Below are 5,429 nucleotides of genomic sequence, written 5' to 3'. Positions count from 1 at the left end.
TCGATGCCTTCATCGCTCTCCGCTCCTCTCCCAACCGGGAAACTACAGCGGAAAACTCCAATTCTGAACGGTCCAGTTTCCGGGGATCAGAGCAAACTTTCGGGAGTCGGCCTAGCCCTTGGCTGAGGCACAGCATTTCGTGTGTGAACCGATATATGGCCCTAATCAGTCGCGAATGGTGGCACTTATTGTAATAGTCGTACATCAGATGTCAGAGCGATGTGAAATCACCGGCCGATCGCTCGATTGTATTCTTTGAAAAGAGTCGCTAGAGGGCCACTGTGGGTGGGCACAGATTTCAATAGGTGGAAATGTCTGGACTGAAATTTGGAACCAGCGGCCTCCGCGGACTTGTGGTCGAATTGGACGTTGGTGTGTGTGCGGCGTACACGACGGCCTTTTTGAAGCATATAGCCGTGCTCGATGGTGAACGAAGCAGCGGACGTCTCCTCGTTGGCTATGACCTTCGAGCCAGCAGCCCTCAAATTGCGATGGCCTGTATCGCAGCTGCGAAGACCTTCGGTATGACCATCGAAAATTGTGGGCCCCTGCCGACCCCCGCGCTGGCACTGCGTGCGATTGCCCTGAAAGCTCCGGCGATCATGGTTACAGGCAGCCATATCCCTGCTGACCGCAATGGACTCAAATTCTATCGTCCCGATGGCGAAATCGACAAGGCTGATGAGGCTGGAATCCTGTCGTTTCTGGGCGTCGAAAGACCGCCTGTAGAAGTGCCCGAGCACGTCGAGATCGTCGGACATGCCCTTGAGGCATATGGCGCGCGCCTGGATGGCCTGTTGGGTGCTGGTGCCTTGCAAGGCTGGCGCATCGGCGTCTATCAGCACAGTTCGGTAGCGCGAGATTTGCTCGTCGATATCCTGACACGGGCTGGCGCCGAGGTTATCGCGCTTGGCCGCTCGGATATCTTTGTTCCTGTCGACACAGAAGCTCTTCGCCCGGAAGACATTGCGTTCGCAGAGGAGGCGAGCACGATGCATCGCCTAGACGCGCTAGTGTCAACCGACGGGGATGCGGACAGGCCGCTGATCGCCGACGAAAACGGCCACTTTTTACGCGGCGACACCGTCGGTCTGATTACCGCGCGTTTCCTGGGGGCCGACGCGGTTGTCACGCCAGTGACGTCGAACACCGCAACCGAGCTTTGCGACATGTTTAAAAAGGTTTACCGCACCAAGGTCGGCTCACCTTACGTCATTGAAGGAATGCTTTCAGCTTGCAACGACGACTTCCAACGGGTCGTCGGTTTCGAAGCGAATGGCGGCGTGCTTTTGGGATCCTCGCTCGCGATCAGCGGTGGGCAACTGGCTGCACTTCCAACCCGCGACGCAATTCTGCCCATTTTGAGTGTCCTTGGCATGGCCGCCAAAGAGGACATGACAGTTTCTGCCTTGCGACGCACCGTTCCGCAGCGCTTCACATGCAGTGGCCGGATCGAACACGTCTCCACGGAAACTAGCGCTCCGTTTTTGCAACGCCTGCTCGACGTTGACCAAAGAAGAGGGTTTTTCGCAGAGCTCGGCACAATCCTGGACTGCGACAACATTGATGGCATACGGGTCAAGCTCTCGAACGCAGAAGTCATACACTATCGCGCATCAGGCAACGCCCCGGAATTGCGCTGCTACGCTGAAGCAGCATCGGAGCAGCGCTCAGCGCAAATTTTACAATGGGGACTGCGCCGTGCCGAAAACTTATTGCGCGCAAAGGAAATAGGTCACGAATGAAGATCATCCCGACAATTATGAGCGGTGGCGCAGGTGCCCGCCTCTGGCCGATTTCGCGCGAGACGCACCCCAAGCCCTTTATGAAGCTCGCTGATGGAGCAAGCCTGCTGCAGCATGCTTTCCTGCGTGCTGCAGCGTTGACGAATGTCGATCACATTCTGACGATCACCAATCGCGAGTTGTTTTTCAAGACTGAGGACGAGTATCGCGAACTCGACCGTGCGGATATAGAGTGCACTTACCTGCTCGAGCCCGCGGGACGTGATACGGCCGCCGCAACTGCGATCGCAACGCTTCATGTCCAGCAGGTTTTCGGCGACGACGCCATAATCGTCCTGTTTCCTGCCGACCATATGATCCGCGACGTCGTTGCGTTTTGTGAAGCTGCCGCAAAGGCCATCGACTTGGCGCAACGTGGCAGGCTGGTCACTTTCGGTATCACACCCGAGTATGCCGAAACTGGCTATGGCTACATTGAGGCCGACGGGTCGGAAGTGGTTCGTTTCGTCGAGAAGCCGGATAGCGCGCGGGCCAGGGAATATCTCGCGTCTGGCCGCTTTTATTGGAATTCCGGTATGTTCTGTTTTTCAGCGCGAACGATGGTCGGGCTGATGGAAAAGCATTCCCCTGAAATTCTTGAAGCATGCAGAAAGAGCATTTTGAGTTCGGAACGCTCGCCCGTGACAAGCGGGACAAAGCTCGAGATTGATCGTGAACTCTTCGCGAAGGTGCCGAAAAACTCTATCGACTATGCTGTACTTGAAAAGGCTGACAACGTTGCGGTGGTGGGCTGCGACATTGGCTGGAGCGATATCGGTTCATGGAATGCTCTTGGCGATCTCATCACCCCCGACGCATCAGGCAACAGATCGAACGGCGACACCGTACTTGTCGGCACAGAAAACTGTTTAATCCACAGCACAGGCCGGCTTGTCGGCGCGGTCGGTGTCAAGGACCTGGTCATCGTCGAATCTCCCGATGCTGTGCTGGTCGCTCACAAAGATAGCGTACAGAATGTGAAACAGCTGTTTTCGCATCTAAAAGAGAATGGACATGCAGCCCACAGCCTGCATCGGACCGTGCACCGGCCATGGGGTACTTACACCGTGCTCGAGGAGGGCGAACGCTTTAAAATCAAGCGGATCGAGGTGAAGCCCGGAGCCAGTCTGAGCCTGCAGATGCATCATCATCGCTCCGAACATTGGGTGGTTGTCAGCGGCACCGCAAAAGTGGTCAACGGCGACCGGGAACTTATCCTGACCACGAACGAGTCGACCTATATCCCTTGCGGGAACAAGCACCGGCTTGAAAACCCTGGTATTATGCAATTAGTGATGATCGAAGTTCAAAGCGGCGATTATCTGGGTGAGGATGACATCGTTAGATTCGAGGATGTCTACGGTCGAAGCTAAAGTTGAGCATTCGATCGGTACAACCTTACTACGCAAACAATTCTTGCGGTTCCATAGGGACGCAACAGACCCAAGCGGAGAGTTGAATTGGCCAAGAAGGCGTTGATTACCGGTATTACAGGACAGGACGGGGCCTATTTGGCAGAGCTTTTGCTCGGCAAGGGCTATGAAGTTCATGGCTTGGCCCGCCGTTCGAGTTCCTCCGACGTGAACTTGACCCGCCTCGAATGGCTGGGAATTGCGCGAGACGTACGGATTATCGACGGTAATTTGCTGGACCTCTCCGGCCTGGTTCGCACTATACGCGAAGTAGCACCCGACGAAGTCTACAATCTCGCAGCACAATCCTTCGTTAAGTCGTCGTGGCAGCAGCCCATCTTGACAGGCCAGGTGACCGGTCTCGGCGTCACCAATGTGCTTGAAGCTGTCCGCTTGGAAAAGCCGGACGCGCGCTTTTATCAAGCATCGTCGTCTGAGATGTATGGCCTTATCCAGGAACCAATGCAGTCTGAGTCAACGCCTTTCTATCCGCGATCACCCTATGCCGTGGCAAAACTATACGGCCATTGGCTGACGGTGAATTATCGCGAGAGTTTTGGTCTGCACGCGTCAAGCGGCATTCTTTTCAACCACGAGTCGCCGCTGCGTGGCATTGAATTCGTTACGCGCAAGGTTACCGACGGCGTGGCGCGCATCAAGCTAGGCCTGGCCAAGGAGTTGCGCCTTGGCAATATTGACGCCAAACGTGACTGGGGCCATGCGAAGGACTATGTCCGCGCGATGTGGCTGATGGTGCAGCAAGAGGTGGCCGAAGACTACGTCGTTGCCACTGGCGTAACTACGACAGTACGCGACATGTGCAAGATCGCCTTTAACCATGCCGGCCTCAATATCGACGATCACTTGATCATCGATCCAGCCTTCTTCCGCCCCGCCGAAGTCGACGTCTTGCTGGGCAATCCGCAAAAGGCGAAGTCCAAGCTCCGTTGGCAACCAGAAATTTCCCTCGAAAAGATGATCGTGGAAATGGTCGAAGCGGATCTGAAGCGCCTGGCAAGGCTCGTCTAATGCCTAGCTGCAGCGATGTGATGAAGCTCTGACATGCCAGCTGAAAACCGTATCCTTATTACCGGTGCGACTGGCTTTGTGGGCGGCTGGCTTCAGCGCGAGCTGGCAACGCGCGCGCAATCGACAAGGGTAGAGGTTTTCGCTGCAGGCCACGGGAAATCCAGCGCCAGAAACCTCGATATCACTGACTATGATCAGGTTTCTCGTCTGATCCATGAGGTTCGGCCCACAGCCGTAATTCACCTGGCGGCAGTAGCCGCTCCAGCGGAGGCCCGCGATGCGCCCAAGCGGGCCTGGGACGTCAATCTGAATGGAACGATGAACCTTGCCTACGCGGTGCTGGAGAGTGCCCCCGAAGCCCGTTTCGTCTTCACGAGCAGTTCCGAAGTTTATGGGGCGTCGTTCAACGACGTGCCTGGCGCGCCCGTCACAGAAAACGCCGTATTAAAACCGATGAATGTGTACGGCGCAACAAAGGCGGCGGCGGACATTCTCGTGGGGCAGCTGGCTCGTGACGGCCTGAAGTCAATCCGCTTCCGTCCTTTCAACCATACCGGCCCGGGACAGAGCGATGCCTATGTTGTGCCGGCCTTTGCAAAGCAGGTCGCGGAAATTTCTGCGGGTTTAAGCCCTGCAGTCATCAATGTGGGAAATCTCTTGGCGTATAGGGACTTCCTGGACGTTCGCGACGTCGTTCGTGCCTACGCGGATGCCGCGCTCTTGGAAGTGCCTGAGGCGTATGGACAAGTCTTCAACCTCGCGTCCGGCCGAGTGCACCAAATCGGCGCCGTCCTAGACACGTTGATTAGGTTGTCGGGATTGGCGGTCGAAATTCGAGTCGATCCCAGCCGCCTGCGTAAGGCGGAAGTGGCCACGGCGTGCGGAAGTGCTGAGGCTGCGTTGCGGGTGTTCCGCTGGCACACCGAAATAAACTTTGAAGAAACGTTATCCGGCGTGCTTGATGACTGGAAATGTCGAGCCGGCGGCTGAAGATCGAAGGCACCTATCTTTGAAAACATAAATCTTCGATATTACGGCACCTTGACGCCTTCATGCATCACATTGACCTGCCACTGAACTGTCATCCAGCGGCAATTAGAGCCTCGGCGGTTTGTGTTACGCCGTAGGGCGCGGGTTGAGCAACTGGTGGAGACGCGAAGCCCCTATCGAGCGCAGCGTCGGAGCCGGTTGCGGTGAGGGTTCC

At 56.2% G+C, this 5,429-nt stretch carries 4 protein-coding genes and 1 pseudogene; 4 read left to right on the top strand and 1 reads right to left on the bottom strand.

Translation table 11 applies throughout. From position 1 onward, the window contains the following. The first annotated feature begins 305 nt into the window (after positions 1-305). The 4 genes from C8K44_RS27045 to C8K44_RS27030 all read left to right on the top strand — a co-directional run bounded on the left by C8K44_RS27045 (position 306) and on the right by C8K44_RS27030 (position 5,215). Positions 306-1,745: a phosphomannomutase gene (locus C8K44_RS27045; RefSeq protein ID WP_199227222.1), complete on the top strand. Its 1,440-nt coding sequence runs from the start codon at positions 306-308 to the stop codon at positions 1,743-1,745. Next, positions 1,742-3,157 (top strand): mannose-1-phosphate guanylyltransferase/mannose-6-phosphate isomerase, encoded by a 1,416-nt coding sequence (locus C8K44_RS27040; protein WP_109578839.1) that lies wholly within the window; start codon positions 1,742-1,744, stop codon positions 3,155-3,157. Before C8K44_RS27045 ends, C8K44_RS27040 begins: the two co-directional genes overlap by 4 nt. Before the next feature lie 87 nt (positions 3,158-3,244). Beyond that, positions 3,245-4,225: a GDP-mannose 4,6-dehydratase gene (gene gmd, locus C8K44_RS27035; RefSeq protein WP_109578838.1), complete on the top strand. Its 981-nt coding sequence runs from the start codon at positions 3,245-3,247 to the stop codon at positions 4,223-4,225. Between the two features lie 33 nt (positions 4,226-4,258). After that, positions 4,259-5,215, top strand: a complete 957-nt coding sequence (locus C8K44_RS27030; protein WP_109578837.1) for a GDP-mannose 4,6-dehydratase — start codon at positions 4,259-4,261, stop codon at positions 5,213-5,215. A gap of 91 nt (positions 5,216-5,306) precedes the next feature. Here C8K44_RS27030 and C8K44_RS28135 read toward each other — a convergent pair. Next, positions 5,307-5,429, bottom strand: a pseudogene (locus tag C8K44_RS28135) (IS3 family transposase); the annotation flags it as partial.

The organism is Aminobacter sp. AP02, from assembly GCF_003148805.1.
Lineage (GTDB): Bacteria > Pseudomonadota > Alphaproteobacteria > Rhizobiales > Rhizobiaceae > Aminobacter.
The sequence above is the reverse complement of the archived record's forward strand: the minus strand, read 5'-3'. Positions and strand labels throughout refer to the sequence as shown.